At 60.0% G+C, this 22,193-nt stretch carries 21 protein-coding genes and 1 tRNA gene; 16 read left to right on the top strand and 6 right to left on the bottom strand.

Features of this window, described 5'->3' with window-relative positions; genetic code table 11:
* The first annotated feature begins 5 nt into the window (after positions 1–5).
* From AAAK34_RS17910 to AAAK34_RS17880, 7 genes are read left to right on the top strand one after another with little or no spacing between them, the layout of a single operon-like run.
* Positions 6–383 carry a zinc ribbon domain-containing protein gene (locus AAAK34_RS17910; protein WP_231697061.1) on the top strand — a complete coding sequence of 126 codons (378 nt, stop codon included), beginning with the start codon at positions 6–8 and terminating at the stop codon, positions 381–383.
* The gene (locus AAAK34_RS17905) at positions 380–637 is read left to right on the top strand and encodes an enoyl-CoA hydratase-related protein (RefSeq protein ID WP_431777530.1); all 258 of its coding nucleotides are present in this window, start codon (positions 380–382) and stop codon (positions 635–637) included. The genes AAAK34_RS17910 and AAAK34_RS17905 overlap by 4 nt, the downstream gene beginning before the upstream one ends.
* A 4-nt stretch (positions 638–641) precedes the next feature.
* Entirely contained in the window at positions 642–1,058 is a 417-nt protein-coding gene (locus AAAK34_RS17900) for an enoyl-CoA hydratase/isomerase family protein (protein ID WP_431777529.1), read from the top strand.
* Positions 1,059–1,066: 8 nt separating this feature from the next.
* The gene (locus tag AAAK34_RS17895) at positions 1,067–2,488 is read left to right on the top strand and encodes a 3-hydroxyacyl-CoA dehydrogenase NAD-binding domain-containing protein (RefSeq protein ID WP_431777528.1); all 1,422 of its coding nucleotides are present in this window, start codon (positions 1,067–1,069) and stop codon (positions 2,486–2,488) included.
* Positions 2,485–4,035, top strand: a complete 1,551-nt coding sequence (locus AAAK34_RS17890; protein ID WP_231697063.1) for an acyl-CoA synthetase — start codon at positions 2,485–2,487, stop codon at positions 4,033–4,035. The genes AAAK34_RS17895 and AAAK34_RS17890 overlap by 4 nt, the downstream gene beginning before the upstream one ends.
* Before the next feature lie 14 nt (positions 4,036–4,049).
* Positions 4,050–5,225, top strand: coding sequence for an acyl-CoA dehydrogenase family protein (locus AAAK34_RS17885; RefSeq protein ID WP_231697064.1), 1,176 nt, complete (start codon positions 4,050–4,052; stop codon positions 5,223–5,225).
* 11 nt (positions 5,226–5,236) lie between these two features.
* Positions 5,237–6,352, top strand: coding sequence for an acyl-CoA dehydrogenase family protein (locus tag AAAK34_RS17880; protein ID WP_231697065.1), 1,116 nt, complete (start codon positions 5,237–5,239; stop codon positions 6,350–6,352).
* A gap of 110 nt (positions 6,353–6,462) precedes the next feature.
* Here the strand turns inward: AAAK34_RS17880 and AAAK34_RS17875 are convergent, their stop codons facing one another.
* Positions 6,463–7,404 carry a helix-turn-helix domain-containing protein gene (locus tag AAAK34_RS17875; protein WP_231697066.1) on the bottom strand — a complete coding sequence of 314 codons (942 nt, stop codon included), beginning with the start codon at positions 7,402–7,404 and terminating at the stop codon, positions 6,463–6,465.
* A 194-nt stretch (positions 7,405–7,598) separates the two neighbouring features.
* Between AAAK34_RS17875 and AAAK34_RS17870 the strand changes: the two genes are divergently transcribed.
* The 7 genes from AAAK34_RS17870 (at position 7,599) to AAAK34_RS17840 (ending at position 15,343) form a co-directional block, all read left to right on the top strand.
* On the top strand, positions 7,599–8,798 hold the full coding sequence (locus tag AAAK34_RS17870; RefSeq protein ID WP_231697067.1) for an amino acid ABC transporter substrate-binding protein: 1,200 nt from the start codon (positions 7,599–7,601) through the stop codon (positions 8,796–8,798).
* A gap of 116 nt (positions 8,799–8,914) precedes the next feature.
* Positions 8,915–9,790 (top strand): branched-chain amino acid ABC transporter permease, encoded by an 876-nt coding sequence (locus AAAK34_RS17865; RefSeq protein ID WP_231697068.1) that lies wholly within the window; start codon positions 8,915–8,917, stop codon positions 9,788–9,790.
* Positions 9,787–10,755: a branched-chain amino acid ABC transporter permease gene (locus AAAK34_RS17860; RefSeq protein ID WP_231697069.1), complete on the top strand. Its 969-nt coding sequence runs from the start codon at positions 9,787–9,789 to the stop codon at positions 10,753–10,755. The genes AAAK34_RS17865 and AAAK34_RS17860 overlap by 4 nt, the downstream gene beginning before the upstream one ends.
* Positions 10,748–11,518 carry an ABC transporter ATP-binding protein gene (locus AAAK34_RS17855; RefSeq protein ID WP_231697070.1) on the top strand — a complete coding sequence of 257 codons (771 nt, stop codon included), beginning with the start codon at positions 10,748–10,750 and terminating at the stop codon, positions 11,516–11,518. The genes AAAK34_RS17860 and AAAK34_RS17855 overlap by 8 nt, the downstream gene beginning before the upstream one ends.
* Positions 11,515–12,231, top strand: coding sequence for a branched-chain amino acid ABC transporter ATP-binding protein (locus AAAK34_RS17850; RefSeq protein WP_231697071.1), 717 nt, complete (start codon positions 11,515–11,517; stop codon positions 12,229–12,231). Before AAAK34_RS17855 ends, AAAK34_RS17850 begins: the two co-directional genes overlap by 4 nt.
* A gap of 37 nt (positions 12,232–12,268) precedes the next feature.
* Positions 12,269–13,723 carry an aldehyde dehydrogenase gene (locus AAAK34_RS17845; RefSeq protein ID WP_231697072.1) on the top strand — a complete coding sequence of 485 codons (1,455 nt, stop codon included), beginning with the start codon at positions 12,269–12,271 and terminating at the stop codon, positions 13,721–13,723.
* Between the two features lie 213 nt (positions 13,724–13,936).
* Positions 13,937–15,343: a Fic family protein gene (locus AAAK34_RS17840; protein WP_431777527.1), complete on the top strand. Its 1,407-nt coding sequence runs from the start codon at positions 13,937–13,939 to the stop codon at positions 15,341–15,343.
* A gap of 241 nt (positions 15,344–15,584) precedes the next feature.
* On the opposite strand, the gene AAAK34_RS17835 is transcribed toward AAAK34_RS17840, so the two are convergent.
* From AAAK34_RS17835 to AAAK34_RS17820, 4 genes are all read right to left on the bottom strand, one after another.
* The gene (locus tag AAAK34_RS17835; RefSeq protein ID WP_431777526.1) at positions 15,585–16,220 is read right to left on the bottom strand and encodes an RNA ligase family protein; all 636 of its coding nucleotides are present in this window, start codon (positions 16,218–16,220) and stop codon (positions 15,585–15,587) included.
* Positions 16,221–16,290: 70 nt separating this feature from the next.
* Positions 16,291–16,833, bottom strand: a complete 543-nt coding sequence (locus AAAK34_RS17830; protein WP_431777525.1) for a hypothetical protein — start codon at positions 16,831–16,833, stop codon at positions 16,291–16,293.
* Complete coding sequence (locus tag AAAK34_RS17825) at positions 16,830–18,116, bottom strand: DUF3696 domain-containing protein (protein ID WP_231697076.1); 1,287 nt, start codon at positions 18,114–18,116, stop codon at positions 16,830–16,832. The genes AAAK34_RS17830 and AAAK34_RS17825 overlap by 4 nt, the downstream gene beginning before the upstream one ends.
* Before the next feature lie 228 nt (positions 18,117–18,344).
* Positions 18,345–19,316 (bottom strand): GGDEF domain-containing protein, encoded by a 972-nt coding sequence (locus AAAK34_RS17820; protein ID WP_231697077.1) that lies wholly within the window; start codon positions 19,314–19,316, stop codon positions 18,345–18,347.
* 369 nt (positions 19,317–19,685) lie between these two features.
* Here AAAK34_RS17820 and AAAK34_RS17815 point away from each other — a divergent pair, with 369 nt between their 5' ends.
* Both AAAK34_RS17815 and AAAK34_RS17810 read left to right on the top strand, forming a co-directional pair.
* On the top strand, positions 19,686–20,135 hold the full coding sequence (locus tag AAAK34_RS17815; protein ID WP_231697078.1) for a helix-turn-helix domain-containing protein: 450 nt from the start codon (positions 19,686–19,688) through the stop codon (positions 20,133–20,135).
* The gene (locus AAAK34_RS17810) at positions 20,125–21,516 is read left to right on the top strand and encodes a HipA domain-containing protein (RefSeq protein WP_231697079.1); all 1,392 of its coding nucleotides are present in this window, start codon (positions 20,125–20,127) and stop codon (positions 21,514–21,516) included. Before AAAK34_RS17815 ends, AAAK34_RS17810 begins: the two co-directional genes overlap by 11 nt.
* A 588-nt stretch (positions 21,517–22,104) precedes the next feature.
* On the opposite strand, the gene AAAK34_RS17805 is transcribed toward AAAK34_RS17810, so the two are convergent.
* Positions 22,105–22,181 (bottom strand) — tRNA-Pro (locus AAAK34_RS17805).
* Positions 22,182–22,193: the final 12 nt, after the last annotated feature.

Here is a 22,193-nt window from a genome sequence, read left to right as displayed (position 1 = left end):
ATTAGATGCAAACGAACGTATTTCGCCAAAACAGCCCTGAGCTGAAGGCTTACTGGCAAGCCCTGGATCAAGGCAAGCTATTCATACCGTACTGTCGTAGTTGTGCGCGTTCGCATTGGTATCCGCGTGGCATTTGTCCACATTGTTTTTCTTATGAACTGGAACCACGAGAGGCATCTGGCAAGGGCGTGATCTTCTCGTACACACATGCACCCGCCGCCGAAACAGCTGTTGCCTATGTCTCTCTCGAGGAAGGCCCGACGCTGCTCGCGAGAATTGTCGATGTGAACCCCACGAGCCTTGCTATCGGGCAGAGAGTTCAATTGGCTTCCGACCAAATTTTGGCTGATCCATCAGTAATTTTTTTCAAGCCAGCAGCATGAGTCACACCAATACATCAGAAGAAAAGGTGGTTTCTATCCTGGAGCCGCACGGCGACATTTCAGTGCTCTGGATCGACAATCCCCCGGTTAATGCCATTAGTCGGGTAGTTAAGACACGTATCTATGAGGGTCTTTCCGAAGCAGCCGCAAATTCACAGGTGCGCGCAGTAGTAATTGCCTGCAGGGGCAACACATTCTCTGTGGGAGCCGACATCAAGGAGTTGGGGGGCGGCGCCGAATACACCTGCACCTGACGTAATGGCCGCCATTCACGCCTTTGGAAAGCCCATTGTGTCGGCCATACACGGGCGAGCTTTAGGGGGCGGATTGGAACTGGCTTTGGCTGGCGACTACCGCGTGGCTACACGTGGCGCCAGGCTTGGACTGCCGGAGGTCAAGATCGGGTTGATGCCTGGCTGGGGTGGTACACAGCGCCTGCCGCGTCTCGTTGGGGTTGAAGCAGCGCTGGACTTGATCCTCACTGGCAGGCAAATTACGTCCGATGAGGCGTTGAAGCTGGGATTGATTGATCGGGTTGCAGAGGGTGATTTGGTCGATGCGGCGGTTGCATACGCTCGGGAGGTGAGCTCAATTGGTTTGCGGCGTATTGACTCCCGTCCTATCGGGACTCTCGGGACTTACGAGGACGTCTTCGGCAATGCCCGAAAAAAGTAGCGCGCGAAATGCGTCTGCAGCACGCGCCGGAGCGGATCATCGAAAGCGTGGAAGTCGCTGTGCGCCTGCCCCTCGAAGAGGGGCTTGAGTTTGAGCGCGAACAATTCATGCGCTGTGCGCGTCATCCGCAGGCCAAGGCGCTGCAGCACCGATTCTTTGCGGAGCGCCAGGCGTCCGTGGTGCCAGGCTTGGCAACAGGCGTCCAGCCTCGTACGGTCACGAAAGGGGCGGTAATCGGCGCGGGTACGATGGGTCGCGGTATCGCTATGTGTTTTGCCAATGCCGGAGTTCCTGTCGTGCTGATGGATGGCTCACCCCCGGCCCTGGAGCAAGCGCTCGACTTGATTCGGAAGACTTACGAGGGAAGCGTCAAGCGCGGTCGCTTGAGCGCTGAAGATCTGGAACACCGCATGTCTTTGATCCAGACATCGTTGTCCTATGACGCTCTTCGCGATGCGGATTTCATTGTCGAAGCTGTGTTCGAACTGATGTCGGTCAAAAAGACGGTGTTCGCCGAGATCGATAAAGTGGCACCACCGGGAGCTGTGCTTGCGTCGAATACGTCGTTTCTCTCCATCGACGAGATTGCATCGGCAACCTCGCGGCCTGGAGATGTCGTCGGGACCCATTTCTTTGCGCCAGCAAACGTGATGCGTCTGCTGGAGATTGTGCGCGGGGACACCGCCACCTCTGACGAAGCCCTCGTGACGGCGCTGTCATTGGCAAAGTCCATGGGCAAGATTGCAGTTGTTGCAGGGAATAGTTACGGCTTCATTGGCAATCGGATGGTTAACGCCTATCTGCATCAGGCAGATTTGCTGTTGCTCGAGGGGGCGCAGCCCGAGCAAATCGACCGGGCGTTGGTTGATTTCGGCATGGCAATGGGGCCGTTGCAAATGCGCGACTTGTCGGGTTTTTCAGGGGTTGCCAAATCGCGCCGTGCTCGGGGGCTCGAACATTTCGATCCGCGCTCACTCCCAGTAATTGAACGCCTCATCGAACAGGGACGCCACGGGCAAAAGACCCTCGCAGGTTACTACGACTACGAGCCGCAAAGTCGCGATGGAAAACCGTCCGCCGTGGTGCAGCAACTCATTTCCGATGTGGCCCAGGAGCTCGGAATTGAACGTCGATCCATGACTGATGAAGAAATCGTAGAACGCTGCCTACTGGCGATGGCGAACATCGGCATGGATATTCTGGCAGAGCGTGTTGCCATCCGAGCAAGCGACATTGACGTGGTCTATTTGAATGGCTATGGGTTTCCAGCCCACCAGGGAGGTCCTATGCATTGGCTGGAGCATGAGGTGGGGCTGGCGAAGGGGCTGGAGAAGCTCAAGGCATTGAGCGCGCATGTCGGTGAGCGCTGGCTGCGGCCATCGCCATTGTTGGAACAACTGGTGGCACGCGGGGAGGGGCTGCCAAAATGAGCGGCACACCTTACAGGGATTTGGTCCAGTACCACGCGCAGACTCGGCCGCATCGGGTGGCCGTGCGCAATGCCAGCACCGGCCGCGACGTGAGTTACCTTGAGTTGCATGAGCGTGCTCAGCGGCTCGCGCGCCATCTCCAGAATGAGGGAGTTGGACGCGGCGATCGGGTGGCATTGATGGCGTATAACTGTGCAGAGTTTTTTGAACTCCAGTATGCCTGCAGCCGCATTGGGGCCGTCACAGTGCCCCTAAACTGGCGCCTTAGCGTAGATGAGCTGGAAGCCATCCTTCAAGATTGCAATCCCTGTCTACTCGTGCATGATGCGGATTTTGCCGCCGTCGCTCGGACCCTGCAATCGCGCAACGCGATCGGCCCTTTGCTTGCTATTGACGGAGGAAGTGCGGAGAGCTCTTACGAGCAGGCTCTGGCTAGTGCCTCTGTAGATCCCGTGTGGGCACAGGCCACACATGAGGATCTGTGCCTCATCATGTACACCTCCGGTACATCAGGCCGTTCAAAGGGTGTTCTGATCACCCACGGCATGGTTTGGTGGAACACCGCCAATGTTGGTTTCCCGAGCAAAATCACGTCGTCGTCCGTGCAACTGGTGATCCTTCCGCTGTTTCATATCGGAGGCATCAACAGTCACGCCAATCCTATTCTTCACGCCGGTGGTACCGTGGTGTTGCAACACCGATTTGACGCAGGAGACGTACTCAAGCTTATCGGTGATCCAAAGTGGGGCGTCACTCGCATGACCGGGGTGCCGGCCCAGTATCAGTTTCTTGCCAATCATCCCGACTTCGCTTCAACGGACCTCTCCCGGATCGAGTTTCTCGGCATGGGGGGCAGCCCCTGTGCCTTGGCGACGATTGAGGCTTGGACGAGCCGGGGGGCACCACTCGGTCAAGGCTATGGACTGACAGAAGCAAGTCCGGGCGTTACGCTGCTCGACGCTGGCGAGATCTTTCGCAAAGCGGGCTCCATTGGCAAGCCCATGCCCTATACCCAGGTCCGCGTCGTTGACGAGTCAGGCAAGGACGTACCGCCGGGTGATACCGGTGAGATGTGGCTACGTGGTCCCAACATTACGCCCGGCTACTGGAATGCGCCAGAGGCAACAGCGGCGGCTTTCGAGGATGGGTGGTTCAAGACTGGCGACGCCGCGCGCTGCGATGCAGAGGGTTTTTACTACATCGTCGACCGGGTCAAGGATATGTATATCTCTGGCGGCGAGAACGTTTATCCAGCCGAAGTGGAGAACGTCATCTATCAGTTGAGCGAGGTGGCCGAGGCGGCCGTGATTGGGGTAGCCGATCAGCGCTGGGGTGAAAGCGGTTTTGCCGTTGTCGTCTTGCATAAGAGCGCGAGCCTGGATGCGCAGGCGATCTTGCGCTACTGCGCGGCGCGCCTGGCCAAGTTCAAGGTGCCTCTGCGCGTGGCTTTTGTGACCGAGTTGCCTCGCAATGCGGCAGGAAAGGTGCTCAAGCGCGAACTCCGCCAGCGTCACGGCATCGAGGCCACGGGTCTTACACAAATCTAGAAGGATCAGTATTCATGGATCTGCGATTCAGACCGGAACAAGAGGCGTTCCGCGCGCAAGTGAGGGAATGGGTCTCGACCTCCCTGCCTGCCGATCTTCCCCACAAGGTGCTCGGCGGCTACCCGCTTGGTAAGGATGACTACCAGCGCTGGGCTCGAATCCTCGGTGAAAAAGGTTGGCTCTGCTACGGCTGGCCCAAGGAGTATGGCGGGCCCGGTTGGAGTGCGATCGAGCAGCACCTTTTCTCAGAGGAGTGTGCCGGCCTGGGGGCTCCGCCCGTGCTCCCGTTCGGTCCGTCCATGCTGGCTCCGGTGCTGATGACTTACGGCACCGCGGAACAGAAACAGCGTTTCTTGCCCGGAATTGCCAGCGGAGAAGTGTGGTGGTGCCAGGGCTATAGCGAGCCGGGCGCAGGGTCTGACCTGGCCAACCTCAAGACGCAGGCCGTGCGCGTGGGCGACAAGTACGTAGTCAATGGACAGAAGACTTGGACGACGCTGGGGCAGCATGCAGACTGGATCTTCTGCCTGGTGCGCACGAGCAACGAGGGCAAGCCGCAGAGCGGTATTAGCTTCTTGCTGATCGACATGCGTTCGCCGGGGGTGACGGTTCGCCCCATCAAACTGATGGACGGAGAGTATGACGTCAACGAGGTATGGTTTGACAACGTCGAAGTGAGCGTTGAACAACGGATAGGAGAAGAGAACAAGGGTTGGGCTTGTGCCAAATTGCTGCTTGGTCATGAGCGCGTATCCATCGCGAACGTTGCGCGAGCCAAGCGTGAACTCTCGCGGCTGAAGAAGATCACGCAGTCAACCGGAAACTGGGGCAACGTGCGTTGGCGCGATCAGATCGCATGGCTTGAGATTGATGTGGTCGCACTCGAGATGCTGGTATGGCGTGTGCTGAGCGAGGAAGGTTCCGGCAAGGTGGGTCTCGATATTGCCGGGTTGCTCAAGATCAAGGGTAGCGAGATCCAGCAGAGATGTTCTGAACTGCTGATGCTCGTGGCCGGTCCCGAAACTCTGCCCTTCGCGCCGCGCACGGGAGCGGGTTCTGAATCACTGGCCCATGACGTTCCCGGTTACGAGCTCCTTGCCCCGAGTTATTTCAACATGCGCAAGACAACCATTTATGGCGGTAGCAACGAAGTGCAGCGCAACATCGTTGCACAGACCTTGTTCGGATAAGAAGATAAATCATGAACTTGCATTTCACTCCTGAGCAGGATCAACTAAGGGCGGCGGTGCGACGCTGGGTCGAGCGTCAATACGGCTTCGAGCGCCGACGCAAAATCGTCGCGGCGGGTGGTTTCGAGAGAGAGGCATACGCAGAGATGGCTGCGCTGGGATTGGCTGGCTTGTGTGTTCCGAGCGCTCACGATGGCCTAGGCATGGGGCCCATCGAAAGCATGATCGCCATGGAGGAGCTGGGTGCAGGCCTCGTGCTTGAGCCCATAATCCAGTCCCTGGTGTCGGCCACGCTGCTTTCACAATACGCAGATCCCACCCTCCGTAAGCACTGGCTGCCTGCGATTGCCTCGGGCGAGGCTTTGGTCGTGCTGGCCCATCAGGAGTCGGGAGGCCGGTACCAAGTCGATCGTTGCACAACATCTGCGACGCGCTCGGAATCAGGCTGGACTATCAGCGGCACCAAGATATTGGTGGCTGCGGGTGATTGTGCAGATGCCATGCTGGTATCGGCGCAATCTGGCAGCAACGTTAGCCTCTTCCTGGTCAACCCGCGCGACCCGCTCTGCTCCGTCAGCGGGCACTTGATGCAAGACGGTTCACGGGCGGCTGAAGTGGTGTTTAAACAGGTGCCCGCAGCGCTCGTCACGGCTGACGGTGGGTCCGCGCTCGCCGACGCCTATGCCATCGGTGTGGCTGGGGTCTGCGCGTTCGGAGTGGGCGCCATGGAACGCATGCTGGCGAGCACAGTGGAGTACATGAAGGATCGCAAGCAGTTTGGCGCAGCAATCGCAAGCTTCCAGGCGCTTCGCCACCGGGTTGCCGACATGAAGCTGCAATTGGAGTTGGCGCGAAGTATGAGCTACTACGCAAGTCTCAAGCTCTCCAGTCCCGCAGCCGTCAGAGATGTGGCGATAGCGCGTGCAAAGGTCCAACTCGGCGCTTCGATGCGCTTTGTGGGGCAGCAAGCCGTTCAGCTGCATGGAGGCATTGGTATGACTGATGAATTGCCTCTAAGCCACTACTTCAAGGCTTTGACGCAGCTTGAAATGTCCTGGGGGGATACCGTGCACCATCTGGAATTGGTGTCGAACAGTATGGGCTTGGAAGCTGGCGTGCTGGAGTAAGAGCTTTGGCTTTCCCGCCCTTGGTTGGCAGGGCGGTTGACCTGTGTTGATAGAAACAGCGCCCTGGCCGGGGCGAGAAGACCGCTGGAGGTCAGTGCTTAGGCGCATGGCTACCGCCGGTAGTCTGAAGGACTCTGGCCCATGTGCTCGCGGAACGCGCGACTGAAATGCGCTGCGTTGCCGAAACCCCAGGACAGCGCGATGTCAGTAATGGAGCGACCAGCCATCGTTGGCTGGCGCAGGTCACGCGCGCATTGGGCCAGCCGCTGCCTGAGAATGTAGCCGGCCAGCGTGTCGTCATCTCCCGCGAAGGCATTGTGCAGGTGTCGCTTGCTGCAGTTCAGCGCCAGGGCGATGTGGTCAATAGACAGCTTGGGGTCGTGCAGGTGGCGCGCAATATGGGCACGAATGCGGTCGCGCAGGGCCTCGCGCTGCGTCATGGCGGTTTCCTGGCCCGACAACTCCAGCAGTGAAAGCTGAACCAGTTGCATGATGAGTTCGCCAGCACCGCGCGCAGCGGCGTCGCTCATGTGTGGCAACTCTTGCCAGGTGGTGCGCATGGTCTCAAGGGCCACGCGCGAGATGCCGCTGGCGCCGCCTACGTGGCGGGCCATCAAGGTGTCTAGCCGTACGCCGCGTTCGGCCATGCGTTCCTTGGGCAACATGACGATCAGGTGTTCCGTACGCTCCGGGTTGTCGATCGCGTAGCTGCCCGTGGTGTCGTAGATGATCCAGCCGCCTGAACGCGCACTGGCCTGCCGGCCTTGTTGCTCGACTTCAGCCGTTCCTCTCCAGGGGGCCACGATCTTCAGGTAGCCCGCATCGCTGCCGCGTGCCATGGTTGGTGTGCGCAACACGCGGTGACGGTCGGCTTCGAGTTTGGTGAGGATCACCTCTCCGGCCAGGGAGGCGCTCAGATGGCCGTCGAAACCCGGATCGCCATAAAGATCCGAGTCGAGCCCTCCGAAGTGCTGCCAGATCCATTCACGCCATTGTGGTGCCCGGTCGCGCGGGGCGAGTACGTCGGTGGTCATCACCGTGGACGGGATCATGGGGAGATGTGCGGGCGCAAGTAGGTAACGTAGTCCCATTATGGGCTGACCCTTCCGGGCTAAACTAAGGGTAAACCCTAGGTGTCGTGCATGGAGGGGCAAGAGGTTTGTGCGCGCAGTGCAAAGCATTGCCCGCTGCGTTTTCTACTATTCGTTGGTATCGTTCAACCATCAACAATTTCGAGGAGACACTCATGGTTCAGCAATCACGTCGCAGCCTAATCAAGGGCGCGGCCGCCGCCGTTGGCACGATGGCCGTGGCACCATCGTTATTGGCACAGTCGGCGCCGGTGCGAATCGGCTACGCCATATCGCGCACGGGACCATGGACGCCTGGCGCTCAAGTCAGCCAGGAGCCTAACTACATTTTGTGGTCGGAGCAGGTGAATGCCGCAGGCGGCCTGAGCGTGAAGGGCGTGAAGCGCAAGATTGAGTTGATCAGCTCCGACGACCGCTCCGAAATGGAGACTTGCGTGCGATCCTACGAGAAGCTCATGGGCAGCGACAAGGTCGATCTGATTCTGCCGCCCTGGGGCAGCAACGCCAACTTTGCGATCGCTCCCCTGGCTAACCGCTACGGCTACCCGATGCTGGCACCCACGGCCCTGTCGCGCAAGCTGATCGACATGAACCTGCCGTTCTTCTTCTCGCTGCTGCAGCAGCCGGACAGAATGATGAATGCGCTGGTCGAGATGCTGGTGGCCAACAACGTCAAAACCGTCGCCATTGTCTACATGGACGATCTTTTCGGCCTGGAGAACTTCGCTGCGCTGAACAACGCACTGAAAAAGACCAGCATCCAGGTGGTGGAGCGCAAGAGCTACCCGCTGGGCGTGAAAGATCTCTCGCCCGTGCTGCGCGGCATCAAGGATCAGAACCCTGACGCGTTCATTGGCATCACTTACCCGCCCGATACCATTCTGGCCAGCAAGCAGGCCAAGGAAGTGGGCCTCAATCCCAAGTTCTTCTATACCGCCGTGGGTACCGCGTTCCAGTTGTACCGCAACGTCATTACAGCACCGGGTGCAGAAGGTGTAATTGGCATGGGTTCCTGGAACAGCAAGACCAGCCCGGGTGCCAAAGCTTACTTTGACGCGCACACCAAACGCTTCGAAGGCAAGGAACCGGACCGCTGGGCCAGTGGGCACTGTTGGGCAGGCCTGGAAATCCTGCAGGCGGCTGTGGGTACTGTCGGCCTCGATCGCAAGGCGCTCCGCGATTACGTGGCCAAGGGCACGCACAAAACCATCATAGGAGACGTGAAGTTCACCGGCAGCGAGAACACGGCCACTCCGGGGTCTGTCGGCCAGTGGCAAAACGGAGAGTTCGAGGTCGTCTGGCCCCAAAACATGGCCACGGCCAAGCTCAACGCCAGCAAGCCAGCCTGGAAGTAACCCACGTTCTCGAACAATCATTACTCGAAGCGGCCTGGCGGCCGCGTCCCTTCATGGGGTGACACCAGCGGGCCGGCAAATCCGGTTCCGCGGGGCCCAGTCTTTTCGTATGAATCATGTCTATTGGCGCCTGGCTTGAGCTGTTGGCCTCCGGTCTGATTACCGGGGGCATTTACGCGCTGGTTGCGCTGGGGCTGAACCTCCAGTACGGCCTGATGCGCATTCTGAATATCGCGCACGGCGAGTTCCTGATGGTCGGTGCCTATCTCACCTGGATGGCGCACACCACGTTAGGGCTGTCTCCGCTGGCCATGGTGCCGGTGTCCTTCATCATCCTGATGCTGGTAGGTCTCGTGGTGCACCGACTTTGCTTTCGACGACTCACGGCGACATCGCCGAACGTTGACGTGTTCGAGGCGCGTGGCCTGATGGTGGCCTTCGGCCTGATGTTTCTAGTGCAGAACTTCGCCTCCTGGATGTGGGGTGGCGATTTGCGTGGCTATGACTATTTGACTTCGCCTGTAGCTTTCGGAGGCGCTCAGTTTGCCGCCAACAAGCTGCTGGTGTTCGGTCTGGCCCTGGTGTTCTCTCTCGCGTTGATTGCGGTCCTGCGAATGACGTTGCTCGGCAAGGGTGTAAGGGCGCTGATGCAGTCGCCTACCGGTGCGCAGTTGGTCGGCATTGACACCAAACGTCTGCATCCGCTCATGTTCGGCGTAGGTCTTGGTTTGTCGGGTGTGGCCGGATGCCTGCTTTCGATGGCCTACACCGTCACGCCTGCCATGGGTGAGCCCTACACGGTGACTGCACTGATTGTGATTACCCTGGGTGGCTTCGGCAGCATGGCAGGTGCGCTGGCCGGAGGGCTGCTGCTGGGCGTCATCGAGGCGCTGGGAATGCACTTTACCAACCCCTCACTCAAGGCTCTGTTGTCCTACAGCGTATTTATTGCCGTGTTGCTGCTGCGTCCGAAGGGATTGTTTTCCAAATGAAAGCCCAGAATACCTTCGTGCGCGATCTGGTCGTGCTGGCAGTGCTTGGCGCTGCGGCCCTGGTCATACCCGCCATGGCCAGCGATTTCCTGATCTCGCTGGCACTTACCTGTCTGATGTACGTGGCCCTTTCCTCAAGTTGGGGCTTGTTCTGTGGCAGCACGCGATACCTGTCGCTGGCTACCTCGGCCTTCTTCGGGCTGGGCGCCTACACCAGTGCGCTGCTGCTTGGTCAAGTGCCGTGGCTGCTGGCTGTAGGGCTGGGCGCAATGGTGGCTGCAGTGATCGCGCTGATCATGGGCGCTGCCGTGCTGCACCTTCGAGGCACCTACTTTGCCGTGCTGACCTTCGGCATGACAGAGCTGATTCGCCACGCCGTGACCTACTTCGAGAAGCAGGTCACGGGCACGGTGGGTCGGGTCCTGATCACGGTGCCGGAATCCACCACGGTTTATTACACGGTGCTGGGACTTGCGGTGCTGGCCGTGCTGATGTCGATCCTGGTCCGCCGCAGCCGCTTTGGCCTGGCCTTGGTCGGCATCGGTGCCGACGAACAGCGCGCGCAAACCCTGGGTGTGAATACGCGCCTGGTGAAGATCGGCGGATTCGCCTTGACCGCCGCCATTGCCGGCGCCGTGGGGGCCGCCATGGCCGTGCGTTGGACCTACATCGACCCCGTGACGGTGTTCAACCCCTTCATCGGTTTTCAGACGGTGCTTATCGCCCTCATCGGCGGCGCGGCTACCCTCTGGGGGCCACTGATGGCGGCCATCGTGTTCAGCCTGCTGGCCGAAACCTTGCGTCTGCAGTTGCCGCAGATCTACATGATGATGCTCGGCATCTTGCTGATCCTCTCGGTGCTTTATTTGCCCAACGGCCTCGCTTCTCTGCGCTGGAGCATGTTCACCGGCTGGTTCGACAAAGGCGGTAAAAACCGCCAAGGCAAGGAGGAGCAACATGGCTGATCTGTTGCTGGACGCTCGCGGCATCACGGTTCGCTTCGGTGGGCTCACGGCCGTTGATGGTGTCGACGCTACTTTCCATGCGGGAGAGCTGGTGGGCATCATTGGCCCCAATGGAGCAGGCAAGACCACGTTCTTCAATGCCATCTCCGGTGTGATCGCGCCTACGTCAGGCTCTCTCCTGGTGGGCGGGCAGGATCTCGCCGGCCAAGGGCCACACCGCTACGCGGCCCAGGGCATCGCGCGCACCTTTCAGACGCCGCGCGTATTCCCTGAGATGACCGTGTCTGCGAACATCGATTTCGGCCTGCAGTTTGCCGGTCGTCACCGCGACGCCCCCGCGTTGCTTCGTGATGTGCCCGCGATCCTTTCGCTGATCGGCCTGTCCGCGCAGTCTGAGCTGCTGTCCGCGGACATCACGCCTTCGCAACAGCGCGTGCTGGAGATTGGCATGGCACTGGCCACCCGCCCGCGTCTGTTGCTGCTCGATGAAGTCGCTGCGGGCCTGACTGAGGCCGAAGTGGAGAACATGGCCAGGCTGATCGGTCGGTTGCGCGCTGAGCTGGGGTTGGCGGTGGTCTGGATTGAGCACGCGGTCACCACGCTGCTACGACATGTAGAGCGTGTGATTGTGTTGCACCAGGGGCGCAAGATTGCCGATGGTTCGCCTTCGGAAGTGGTACGCAATGCTGAAGTGGTGGAGGCTTATCTGGGCGATGAAATGAACGACGCCGCGAACGGAAAGGGCAGCGAGGTGGTTGAATGACGTCGAGTCCTGCGCACCTGAAAGTGAATAAGCTCTCGGCGGGCTACGCCGGGTTCCTGGTGCTGCGCGAGTTGTCGTTGGAGGCGGCGCCGGGGCTTACCGTGATACTTGGCCCCAACGGCGCGGGCAAGACTACGCTGCTCAAAGCCCTTGCCGGCTTGATCGGCCGGCAGGGGGAAGTGACTCTCAACGGAGAAGCTCTGCCTCCCGCGGATCCTAGCGGCACCGTCAAGCGCGGGCTGGCGCTGGTGGCTGAAGGGCGGCAACTATTTCCCCAGATGACCGTGACCGAGAATCTCGAACTCGGCGGTTGGCTGATTTCCAAGACCGAGCGCGCGGCCCGGCTGGAACAGGCATTCAATGATTTTCCCAAATTGCGTGAGCGCGCCAGGCAACTGGCGGGCACCATGAGCGGAGGCGAGCAGCAGATGGTCGCTGTGGCGCGGGCTATGATGAGTGGGCCACGTCTTTTGATGCTTGACGAGCCCTCGCTTGGTCTTGCACCGAAAATGGTAGATGAACTCTTGTCCATCGCCCGGCGTATCGCCGATGCCGGCACAACCGTACTGATGGTTGAGCAAAACGTACGCAAGGCCCTGGCCGTAGCCGACCGTGGCTACGTGCTGGAGCGCGGCTCGCTCGTGGCCCAAGGGCCCGCAGCCGAGTTGGCGCGCTCCGACATCATTCGTCAGGTCTATCTGGGCCAGGCCTGACCCACAACACGACTGACTCATTAAGGAGAATTCAATCATGTCTAACCTATCCATGCTGATTGGCGGTCAAGCTGTGGCCGCCAGCAATGGCGCTACCTTTGACCGCCTAAACCCGCTCGATGGCAGTCTTGCCACCCGTGCACCGGCTGCCACCACCGACGATGCCGTGCGTGCCGTGGAAGCCGCCGCCGAGGCCTTCAAGACCTGGAGCAAGACGGGACCCAATGAGCGGCGCGCACTGCTGCTCAAGGCAGCTGATGCGCTGGATGCGCGCACACCTCAGTTCATCGAAGCCATGGGGGCAGAAACCGGCGCTACGGCCATGTGGGCCGGCTTCAATGCGCACCTCTCCGCCGATATGCTGCGCGAAGCTGCGGCGCTGACGACACAGGTGGCTGGCGAAGTGATTCCCTCTGACGTGCCCGGCAGCCTGGCCATGGGTGTGCGCCAGCCGGCAGGCGTGGTGCTGGGCATTGCGCCCTGGAATGCGCCGATCATTTTGGCAACGCGAGCCATTGCTACACCGCTGGCTTGTGGCAATACCGTGATCCTCAAGGGCTCAGAATTGTGCCCGCGCACTCACCAGCTGATCATCGAGTCGCTGCAGGCCGCAGGCTTCCCGGCGGGGGTGGTCAACTACATCACTAATGCGCCGGCCGACGCCGGAGCGGTGGTGGAGGCCGTGATCGCGCACCCGGCGGTGCGCCGCGTGAACTTTACCGGTTCCACGCATGTGGGGCGCATCATTGCGCAAACCGCTGCCAAGTACCTCAAGCCCACCGTGCTTGAACTGGGCGGCAAGGCTCCTTTCGTGGTGCTGGACGATGCCGACCTCGATGCAGCTGTGAACGGCGCCATCTTTGGTTCGTTTGCCAACAGCGGGCAAATTTGCATGTCCACCGAACGCATCATTGTCGATTCCAAGATTGCCGACGAGTTCGTCAAGCGCTTCGCTGGGCGTGCGGCATCGCTTCCGTTGGGCGACCCGCGCAAGCCTGAACCCGTGGTGCTGGGCTCGCTGGTCGATCATTCCGCGGTGGATCGCTGCAACGCGCTGATCGACGACGCCCTGGCCAAGGGTGCCAAGCTGCTGTGCGGTGGCAAAGCCGACAACACGCTTTTCGCGGCCACGGTCATTGACCACGTCACGCCGGAGATGCGTATTTTTCACGAGGAGACCTTCGGCCCGGTCAAGTGCGTGGTCCGCGTCAATGGTGAGGAAGAAGCGGTCGCCACGGCCAACGACAACGCGTTCGGTCTGTCGGCAGCAGTTTTTGGCGGAGACATCGCACGCGCCTGGCAAGTCGCCAGCCGCATCGAGTCCGGTATCTGCCATGTCAATGGCCCCACGGTACACGATGAAGCTCAGATGCCCTTTGGCGGTGTCAAGGCCAGCGGCTGGGGTAGGTTTGGTGGCAAGGCCGGCATTGCGGAGTTCACCGATCTGCGCTGGATCACGGTGCAAACGACACAGCGTCAGTATCCGTTCTGATCGGGCGGGCAGCGACCCCAGGGCAGGCAGTGGCCCTCTGGGACCGCCAAGCTCCAGCTTGGCATCTGCCCCCTTCGCTGGCGGTGAGTCAAGTCATGGCTCGACCGCAGCATCCCAGCCAACTTGCCGCTTCCTTAATCTCGTCAGCTTGTCTATCAATGAGATAAGATTGCGACTTATTCTTATCATATTGATTGGATTAAGGGCTTAATCTTGTCATTTGACGAGATTGACGAGATCCACTGCCTCATGACACCTTCCACTCTGTCGCACCGTCATGAGGCGTTGCTGCGCCAAGTTTTAGCCGCTGGGGATTCCGTTGCACCCAGCGCGCTGGAGCAAGCTCTCCAGGTCTCCCGTCCTACCGTCAACCGGGACTTGCGTGACCTTCTGGCTTTGGGCTTTCTGGAGAAGCGGGGCGCTGGCCGGTCTACCCGATACCAGGCTACAACAGCAGCCAAGGCTGCGCTGGGCGCTTTGGATGTCATCTCCCCTACGCCAGCGGGGATCGGAGTCCTTCAATGGTCAGCGGCTTCGTTGCCTCTCATCGAGGCGCTTCGCGCCCCGTTGTGCACCCGCACCCCTGTGGGCTACGACAGTGGCTTTGTGAAAAGCTACATCCCGAACCAGTCCAGCTTGCTGCCGCCACAACTGGCCACGGACTTGTACAACGCCGGACGCAGCCAGAACCAGCAACCCGCAGGAACCTACGCGCGCGAGGTGCTCGAGCAGTTGCTCATCGACCTCTCCTGGTCGTCATCGCGCCTTGAGGGCAACAACAAGAGCTTGCTCGATACCAAGGAGCTCTTCGAGCTCGGCCAACAGGTCGGACCGCTCGATGAGGACACGCTGATGCTCCTCAATCACAAGAGCGCCATCGAGTTCATGGTCGATGCAGTACCGACGGAGGGCATCACCGTGTCCATCATCGTCGATCTGCAGGCCAAGCTGATGCGGGATCTCCTTCGCGACTCACGCGACATCGGCAGCATTCGCCGACGCGTGGTGAACATCGACGGCTCGGTCTACACCCCAAGCAGCATTCCTTCGCTCCTTGAAGAGTCGCTGAATGCCATCATCGACAAGGTTAGGAATATTCGCAATCCGGTTGAGGCCGCCTTCTTCCTGTGGGTCAACCTTGCGTACCTGCAGCCTTTTGCGGACGGCAACAAGCGCACAAGTCGTCTGAGCGCCAACATGCCGCTCATGCTCTATAACTGCGCACCGCTGTCATTTCTGGACGTGGAGCGCGCGGACTATGCGACTGCCATGCGCGGTGTTTACGAGCGGCGCAACGTGGCTGCAGCGGTGGACTTGTTCGAGTTCATCTACCGCCGCTCGATTCAGAAATACAGCGTGCTGCGCGCCTCCCTGTTGGCGCCCGACCCGATTCGGATCAAGTACCGGCAGGCCTTGAACGAGCTGATGCAGTTCGTGGTCTTTCATGGCCGAACGCTGGATGCTGCATTCGCCGATGTGCATGTCGATGCCGCTGACAGCGCGGCGCTGCGCCTCATCGCGAACACCGAGCTTGACCAACTGGAGCAGTACAACTGCGCCCGGTACAACCTTGCGCGAGGCATGACGCAGCGATGGATAGACGCGGGGCGGCACAGATGAACCGTGAGGAGGTTTGACGTACCGCCTGAGTTGGGCTGGCCGACCGATAAATCTTGAGGGGGTAGCCCCGGAGGCCGCTCAGCCCAAGCCGGGGCCGCCAAACCCCAGCTTGGCATCTGGGCCCGTTGCGGCAGAAGAAAGAGCCAAGCTGGAGCTCAGCGATCCCAGGGAAGACAGTGGCTCCCCCTGGGACCGCCAAGCTCCAGCTTGGCATCTGCCCCCTCAGGGGCGGTGAGTCAAGTCATGGCTCGACCGCAGCATCCCAGCCAAGCTGGTTCCACTCCATCCGTCGGCGGCTCCAGTGTTCAGCGATGGTTTGCGTGAAGTCTGGCCGCACCAGCTTGGCTCTGGCATCACACCATTGCTCAGATTCGCGGCGGATCACCACGCCCTCCAGGGTGCCGTTTCGGTAGCGGCTGGGCACGGTGTCGAGCATGTTCTTGAGGTCAGGCAGTGTCGTCTTTCCCTGGAGCAGGGTGGGCACCGTGACCAAGCCGCATTGCGCTGCGAGTGCGTTGCGTCGCGCGCTGCTCCAGAAGCGTCCGGACTGGCGCTCATACACGTCGAACAGCATGAACCAGTCGGGCAACCGGTTGTAGTCCAGGGAGTGGCGGGCGGCGCACCACTCACCAAACAGCATGAGGCCTTCATCGGCGTGTAACTCTAGCGCAGCTTGTACGTTGCCACCGTGCACGTCCATCCATTCGGGCAGCCTGGCAAACTGCCCCGCATGTGGATGGGCCAGGTATTGGCCCCGGTTCTGCGCGCGCAGGGTGCCGTCGGGCATGAGCGAAAAGCCCAGATTGGCACCGTCGATCTTTTCTTCGACAGACACATCCGCCGACAAAAAGTCCTCAGCCTCTTCCGGTGAAAGCACCTTGTCCTCGCGCGGCGCTCCATCAGCCAGCCAGGCAATGTGGGTCGTGGAGGGAAACGGAAAAATTCACTCATGATGTCCTTCGCTCACCGTTTCTTTTTTCGGCATGTTTTTTTCGTGACCAATCTTCGATGATAGGCTCCAACAGCACCTGATTCCGGGCCAACTCATCCTCCCAGTCGTGCCAGTCGGTGTCGCCCGCGAAAGCCACGCAGCCTTCACCGAATAAGACGTGAGCCGCCAATGCAGCCGCCACCATCTTCTTGTCGGCAGTATCGTGAACTACGCTGTTAAGCGCGTCGGGCAGGATTGCGTGGCCCAGTGCGTCGTAATCCACTGGCACCTCGTCGACCGCAGAAGTGCTCCACTTGTGCATGATCACCTGAATGCCAAAGTCGTTGAATCCCAGTTTGTGGGTGTACTCCTTGTAGATTTCTCCTGCGCTGTCCAGCACCAGGCGGGAATCGCTCTGTTCGAACTGGGTCAGCCATTCCCACACTCGCATCCGCAAGGCGGGGTCTGGCGGCGTGGCGTCCATGTCCTTGGGGTGGGCGGGGTCGGCAGCGCTGGAGGCAATCAGAACATTGGTGTCCACCACATAGCGCGCTCTCATTGCTTTGCCGCCTGCTGACGCTGGAACATCAGGCGCGCCTGCTCGCGGGTTTCGCCCAGTGCGTCGCCGAAGAAGCCTTCCGGCCAATTCTTCAGGCGGCCATAGTCATCAAGTTCCAGAGAAAGCAGCTTGGCGGCCTTGCCGTCGCGCTCGACAAAGTACATGGCTGCTTGGTCCGCGGTAACCTCCTGCTTGGCCATCAAGGTTTGCATGCGGCGGAACAGGTGTTCCGAGTGGGTTTCGACAATGAACTGCACCTTGCGCTGCCGGCTGATCGCTACAAACAGTTCTGCCAGCACCGATTGAGCCAGAGGGTGTAGATGAATTTCCGGCTCTTCCAGCACGATGGTGCTGCCCGAAGGTGCAAAGTACGCCACTACCAGGACGGGCAACACTTGCGACACGCCAATCCCCACGTCGCGCAGGTTGGACGTTACGCCATCACGATGGACAATGAGTTCGTAGCGGCTGGAACGCCCGAGCTGGCGCACTTCCAGCTTGTCGGCCACTTTCATGCGTGCCAGCCAGTGCGATACTCCGTGAACGATGTGGTTCTGCTCTTCACCCTTGAGCAAGGCATTCGCCAGCAGCGCATCAATGGCGCTGTGGCCATCAATGCCGATTTCGCCGGGCTTGGTCTTGTTCCAGAGGTAATCGCGTTCAGGGTTGCGCCGCAAGGGCCCCAGGTAAATGATGCCATCCAGTTCGCGCCGAATAGCCAGGCTCAAGTCTTCCACTGCGGGGCCGTCCTGATCCAGATCGGCAATGGCATCTGCGGAAAACGCGATCGACCGCTCTGGCGCATAGTGGCTTCCTTTGAAGCGGGGCGTGGCTTCGTCGTTCACCGTAATTGAATAAGCACCTTTGTCGCGCCGAATGGCCCTGAACTTTCTATTGCCTGCGCGCAGATCCAGCGTTTGAATGGCCACGCCGCCCGATGACGTCCGGCCGTAGGTGCAGTCGAAGCTCCCCGAGCCCACCCGGTCGCTGCCGTCACGCTGAAAGTCGAAGCCAATGGCAAATTGGCGCGCACCCTCAGCGGCTTGGTTCAGCACATCGTCAAAACTGCCGAAGTTGAAAAGATCGTTGACCTCGTCACCCCCGAGGTTCAGATGCACTGTCCGGTCTGGTGACTGCACGGTTTGCTTCAGCAGGAGCAGGCTCTGTATCAGTGTTGACTTGCCTGAGGAATTGGTGCCCAGCAGCATGGTGACCGGCTTGAGTTCGATGTTGCCAGTGTCTTTCCAGGCTTTGAAGTTGGTGAGTCGAAGGTGCGTAAACATAAGGGCGATTCTCCTGCATGCATTGTGGATCAGAGCCTGCTGAAAATCTCCTTGCAGATCTGTTGGGGTTTTGGTCAAGTACCCCGGATAAATTTGCGACGCTTGCGCAAGCAATCTGCTTTGAAATGAATGTGTGACGATTCAAGGAAAAAAGCCCATCTGCCTGGTTCACTTGGGCTTATGAGGCTTGCCCTGGTCGGGGTGTCGCATCCCGCCCGCTTTTAACGTTCAGCAGGCCGGTAGCGACGCTACTTGCTCTGCCCCGCACACGCGGTTGCGGCCTGTGTTTTTGGCGCGGTAGAGGGCGTTGTCGGCCTCGGCAATCAGCGCGTTGGCCAATAAGGGGCCGCCGCTCCAGGTGGCTGCGCCGACGCTGATGGTGATGGTGATGGTGATGGTGATGGTGATGGTGATGGTGATGGGCACCTTTTGCTGCTGCCACTGAAACGGGTGGCTTTGCACGGCCAGGCGCAGTTGCTCGGCCATGGCGCAGGCGCCCTGATGAGGGGTGTCGGGCAGCAGCAGCAAAAACTCTTCGCCGCCCCAGCGTGCTGTCATGTCCGAAGCGCGGGCGCGCTGCTTTAGCAGCTGAGCCAGCGAGCGCAGCACGTGGTCGCCGCCAGCATGGCCGTATTGGTCGTTCACTTTTTTGAAGAAGTCGATGTCGATCATAAGCACCGATAGCGGCGCACCCTGAGGCTGGGCGCGCAGGGCTTCCTGGGCCAGAAATTCGTCGGCAGCGCGGCGGTTGAGCAGGCCTGTCAGGACGTCGTGAGTGGCCGCCAGGCTGAGCGGGCGCTGCATCTGGTAGGCCACCTGCACCACCAAGGCCATGCCCAGTGAAATGAACAGCCACACCAGCGCGCCCAGCAGGCTGCCGGAGTTTTCCAGCTGTCCGTTGCTGATCAGCTGCTCGTGCGCCAGCAGCACGGCGCTGGTACGCATGGCAAACACCACCGCACCCATGGCAAACGGCAGCCCCAGCAGCACTCTTAGCGACCGCCGTGGCTGCACGCTGCTCGGGCCCAGGCAGCGCAGCAAGGTCGAACCGTTCCAGGCGCACAGGACAGCAATCAGCAGCGAGGTGCCCGCAATGCGCCACATAGCACTGCGCTCTCCGATCCAGGCCAGCTGCATCAGCGCGATCAACACCACCAGGCCGGCAAGCACCCGGTCAGCAGATACATGCAGGGCCTCCAATTGCAGCCCGCGCGCCGAAGGCTGTCGTTAATGACGAATTCGAGGCAGAGTCAAGAAGCTAGAGCAGCAAGGAAACGTTCGAAATTGCTCGAATGTCCTGTCAGGTATAGCTAGGACTTGGGCGGAGCCGTAGACAATGGACGCTATGTCGCCAATCGCAGTCATTGAACGGTGCAGTGATTGCTATTAGCGACATTAAAGGCGCTGAACTCGCCTTGACCGTCATCGGATTCAATGAGATAATGACCGTAATCACAGTCCTTATACATGACAAGGACTGCGATTGCAGACGCAGCTATCTGCGCCGCGTCACAGCCCGGCCGGTTACTGCCGCCTTGCAGCAACGGGTTCCACCTTTACGGAAAATCCATGAAGTATGACGAATCACTCCGCACGCCTAAAGTCCGCCTGAAAGAGGCAGAGCAGATTGGCGCCCAGCTCCGCACACTGCGCATTGCGCGCGGCATGACCCAGAGTGAGGCGGCAGCGCGCGCAGGTGTTTCTCGGTCCACCGCGGTACTGCTGGAGCAGGGGGACGAAAGCCGCACGCTCTCGCAGGTCCTGCGCTACTTGCACGCCCTAGAGCCCGAGCTTACCTTGGCTGGCTTGCTGACAGGCAAGTCGGCCGCCGTGCGTGTCTTCAATGAAGCTCCCCGCGTCCGTCGCGTCTACAAGCCGAATGCAAGCGCCGGACGCAAGGTCGTGGTCTCCACTTTTGGTATCAAAAGCGGGTCCAAGGCGACCTTCAGCTCTGATGTTGGGCAATCTACCGAAATGACCGCGAAGCGCAAGGCTGAAAAGGACCCGTATGACTTCTGACCGCAACCCCTATGCCCGTCCTCCCAATGACGTTTTCGTGTTCGCACACGTGGCAGATGAGCATGGCGCTGACTTCGTGCCAGCGGGTTCGCTGGAAGGCGCAAACACCACGCAGCCTGTTTTCGTCTACGGCAAGCGCTACGTGCAGCGCCCCAATGCAGTCGAGGTGGACCCCGTCGCCTTGCCACTGAAGGGTGAGGAGGGTGGAGCCAAGCGCTTTGTCTTGGCTGGACTCACGGAGTTTGGGGGTATCCGCGACGCGACCCCTGATGCCTGGGGGCGTAGGGTCATTGAGAACAAGCTCAAGGTGGCTGTAAACAAGCTTCCGGAGGTGGCCTATCTCTTGGAATCGGGCTCAGACCGGGTGGGCGCCTTGGATGTGCGCCTCACGCGGGATTCCGAGGCTACGGCCCCGGTGTCCGCCGAGATGGACCTGGCGCGTCTTCTGGAGGCAGCGGACCGCATCGAGAATGAGGAACACGTCGGGGAGGACCTCGCCATCTACTTCGGAAGCCTTGGCAGCGCCGGCGGCGCGCGTCCTAAGGCTTCCGTGCGCACCGATGACGGTGTTCTCTGGCTCGCCAAGTTCCCATCCAAGTCAGACCGCGCCTGTAACGCTGTCCTCGAAGCTGGTGCACTGGAGCTTGCGCGTGCTGCGGGGCTTCGTGTGCCTCCCGTGAAGGTCAAGCAGGTAGGCCATGCCAAGGTGCTGTTCATCCGGCGATTCGACCGCTACTGGGCAGAGCCTGGGGTCGTTCCGGATCCCGACAAAGAGAGTTGGGAGCCCTTGGAGGGACCTAGAGGCCTTCAGTCGATCGAAGGCCGCATAGGCTTTTGCTCGGCACTCACTCTCATGGTCATCGATGAGCATGAAGCAACACGTAGCTCCTACAAGGCACTGGCAGAGCAAATGCGTGCCCGCGCGCTCCCTAGGTACCTCGCGCGGGACTTGCGTGAGCTGTTCAAGCGGCAGGCGCTCAACATCTTCGTCACTAACAATGATGACCACTTGCGCAATCACGGATTCCTGTACCAGGTCGCAGCCAAAGGATGGACCCTCAGCCCGCTCTATGACGTGCTCCCCATGAGCGTTGTTGCCCAGGAACGGATGCTGCACTTGGAGGTTGGGGAAAGGGGCAGGCTAGCCACCCTGGACAACCTGATGACCCACTGGACTGTGTACTTTTCGAGCAGGGTGGAAGCGCTGAAGGCGCTGCACGAGGTGTGGCTGGTGGCTCGTGCGTGGAAGCCGTTTTTCGAGAAGTTCGATGCGTCTCAAAAGGACATGGCGTACCTGGAGGGGGCCATTCGGAGGTTGGACCAAATTGCATCTCCAGAGCTCGAGAAGACGCTACGGGGTTTCCAGGGCTCAAGCTCTTGAGAGAGTCCACAAGCCGCTGGAAATCGCGACGGAGCATGGTTCCGCCTCTTAGCCACCAACACGATTAGGTGACAGAGCCTTTTCTTTTGTGCGTTTGATGGGGGATTGGCCACTGTGCGTCATTGGACGCAGTCACGGCGTTACCCCGGTTACCCGCTTTTGACGACAGTGAGAGGTTTGGATTTCAATTGAGCCGTTGTTGCAGGGCGCGCCCACGTGTCTTCGCCCTCACGGTAGGGTGGCTGTCGCGGGGTTTTTGGGCGGCTGGATTGGGTTGGGCATCATGCCGAGTTGCCGATGCCTGGGAGAGGTCATCTGCTCGGCAGTTGATTGCAGCACGGGTGTGGGCAAAGGCGCGGGTCACGAGGCGGAATTTCTGGCAATTCGGCATGGCATCACTGATGCTGTTGTGATGCCAGGTGTATCTCCGGTGAATGAGGAGACTCCTGTAGGCATTGCGCTTAAACCGGACCGGTTGCGGTGCCGTCGAATCCCGGCCGTTTGGCACAGAATTGGCACGGAACCGCCAGAAAACAAAACAGCCGCATCGCGGCGGCTGTTCTAAGCCCTTGATTTACAGAGTGATTTTGGTCGGGGTGAGAGGATTCGAACCTCCGGCCTCTACGTCCCGAACGTAGCGCTCTACCAGGCTAAGCTACACCCCGAATGCGCTCTGT

It is taken from the genome of Ottowia caeni, assembly GCF_050821495.1.
GTDB classification, from domain to species: Bacteria; Pseudomonadota; Gammaproteobacteria; order Burkholderiales; family Burkholderiaceae_C; genus Ottowia; species Ottowia caeni.
Note: the sequence above shows the minus strand (reverse complement) of the source record. Positions and strands in the feature narration are given on the sequence as shown.

Excerpts from the sequence above, each read along its gene's own strand:
- AAAK34_RS17910 (WP_231697061.1), top strand. The coding sequence starts at position 6 with ATGCAAACGAACGTATTTCGCCAAAACAGCCCTGAGCTGAAGGCTTAC.
- AAAK34_RS17830 (WP_431777525.1), bottom strand. The coding sequence starts at position 16,833 with ATGAGAGCGCGCTATGTGGTGGACACCAATGTTCTGATTGCCTCCAGC.
- AAAK34_RS17875 (WP_231697066.1), bottom strand. The coding sequence starts at position 7,404 with ATGATCCCGTCCACGGTGATGACCACCGACGTACTCGCCCCGCGCGAC.
- AAAK34_RS17885 (WP_231697064.1), top strand. The coding sequence starts at position 4,050 with ATGGATCTGCGATTCAGACCGGAACAAGAGGCGTTCCGCGCGCAAGTG.
- AAAK34_RS17860 (WP_231697069.1), top strand. The coding sequence starts at position 9,787 with ATGAAAGCCCAGAATACCTTCGTGCGCGATCTGGTCGTGCTGGCAGTG.
- AAAK34_RS17905 (WP_431777530.1), top strand. The coding sequence starts at position 380 with ATGAGTCACACCAATACATCAGAAGAAAAGGTGGTTTCTATCCTGGAG.
- AAAK34_RS17900 (WP_431777529.1), top strand. The coding sequence starts at position 642 with ATGGCCGCCATTCACGCCTTTGGAAAGCCCATTGTGTCGGCCATACAC.
- AAAK34_RS17865 (WP_231697068.1), top strand. The coding sequence starts at position 8,915 with ATGTCTATTGGCGCCTGGCTTGAGCTGTTGGCCTCCGGTCTGATTACC.
- AAAK34_RS17845 (WP_231697072.1), top strand. The coding sequence starts at position 12,269 with ATGTCTAACCTATCCATGCTGATTGGCGGTCAAGCTGTGGCCGCCAGC.
- AAAK34_RS17810 (WP_231697079.1), top strand. The coding sequence starts at position 20,125 with ATGACTTCTGACCGCAACCCCTATGCCCGTCCTCCCAATGACGTTTTC.
- AAAK34_RS17890 (WP_231697063.1), top strand. The coding sequence starts at position 2,485 with ATGAGCGGCACACCTTACAGGGATTTGGTCCAGTACCACGCGCAGACT.
- AAAK34_RS17870 (WP_231697067.1), top strand. The coding sequence starts at position 7,599 with ATGGTTCAGCAATCACGTCGCAGCCTAATCAAGGGCGCGGCCGCCGCC.
- AAAK34_RS17850 (WP_231697071.1), top strand. The coding sequence starts at position 11,515 with ATGACGTCGAGTCCTGCGCACCTGAAAGTGAATAAGCTCTCGGCGGGC.
- AAAK34_RS17825 (WP_231697076.1), bottom strand. The coding sequence starts at position 18,116 with ATGTTTACGCACCTTCGACTCACCAACTTCAAAGCCTGGAAAGACACT.
- AAAK34_RS17855 (WP_231697070.1), top strand. The coding sequence starts at position 10,748 with ATGGCTGATCTGTTGCTGGACGCTCGCGGCATCACGGTTCGCTTCGGT.
- AAAK34_RS17895 (WP_431777528.1), top strand. The coding sequence starts at position 1,067 with ATGCGTCTGCAGCACGCGCCGGAGCGGATCATCGAAAGCGTGGAAGTC.
- AAAK34_RS17815 (WP_231697078.1), top strand. The coding sequence starts at position 19,686 with ATGAAGTATGACGAATCACTCCGCACGCCTAAAGTCCGCCTGAAAGAG.
- AAAK34_RS17880 (WP_231697065.1), top strand. The coding sequence starts at position 5,237 with ATGAACTTGCATTTCACTCCTGAGCAGGATCAACTAAGGGCGGCGGTG.